Here is a 1006-nt window from a genome sequence, read left to right on the forward strand (position 1 = left end):
GGCTATCAATGGTTACGCGATGGGTGGAGGTCTTGAGTGTGCACTTGCCTGTGATATCCGTATCGTCGAAGAACAGGCTCAGGTTGCACTGCCTGAAGCAGGTGTTGGTCTTTTACCATGCGCTGGTGGCACACAGCGGTTGAGTTGGTTAATTGGCGAAGCGTGGGCAAGTAAAATGATCTTGCTCGGGCAGAGAATGGATGCCGAAACAGCCGTTCAAACCGGATTAGCACTAGAAAGTGTACCGAAAGGCGAGGCCTTATCAAGCGCCATGAACTATGCACAGTCTGCAAGTAAGCAAAGCCCCGATGCTTTGTTTGCCTGTAAAAAGCTTTTAAGTACAGCTCGAGAAAACGCCATATCGCTTTCACTTCAGCATGAGCGCACCGAATTCATTAATCTAATTGGTGGTGACAACCAGCTTGAAGGCACTAATTCGTTTCTCGAGAAACGCTCTCCAGAGTGGAAAAAGTAAATGAATAAATCATCACAAGCAACTGAGACTGTCGAAACAACAGCGTCCGAAGAAGTGCTAGTCGAAGTACTTGCTGCTAAAAATGGCAGTGTGGGAGTTTTAACACTCAACTCCGAAAAGACGCTAAACGCCCTATCGCTTCAAATGGTCCGTTTACTCACGCAGTCACTAAAAGATTGGGCAAGTAACGATGATATTCAAGCTGTAATTTTAAAGGGGCAAGGCAGCAAAGCCTTTTGCGCTGGCGGCGATGTCCAAGCACTTTATCGCTCTGCGATAGCACAACAAGACGGTGCTTGTATCGATGCAGAACAGTTCTTTTTTGAGGAATATCAACTCAATTATCTTATTCATACTTATGACAAACCGATCATTTGTATTGGGCATGGCTTTGTCATGGGTGGTGGTTTAGGTTTACTCGCTGGCGCCAGTCATCGAGTTATCACCGACACCACTAAACTGGCTATGCCCGAGATAACTATTGGTCTGTTCCCTGATGTAGGTGGAACACAATTTCTTAATCAGGTTCCC

General features: G+C 46.2%; 2 protein-coding genes. Both read left to right on the plus strand.

Annotated features, from left to right (window positions below; genetic code table 11):
* Positions 1–475 (plus strand): enoyl-CoA hydratase-related protein (locus A3757_RS00545; protein WP_197469606.1); only part of this gene is annotated, 475 nt, incomplete at its 5' end.
* A partial coding sequence (locus tag A3757_RS00550; RefSeq protein ID WP_197469607.1) for an enoyl-CoA hydratase/isomerase family protein occupies positions 476–1006 on the plus strand: 531 nt, incomplete at its 3' end. It abuts the gene before it with no gap.

Source organism: Oleiphilus sp. HI0117, assembly GCF_001635235.1.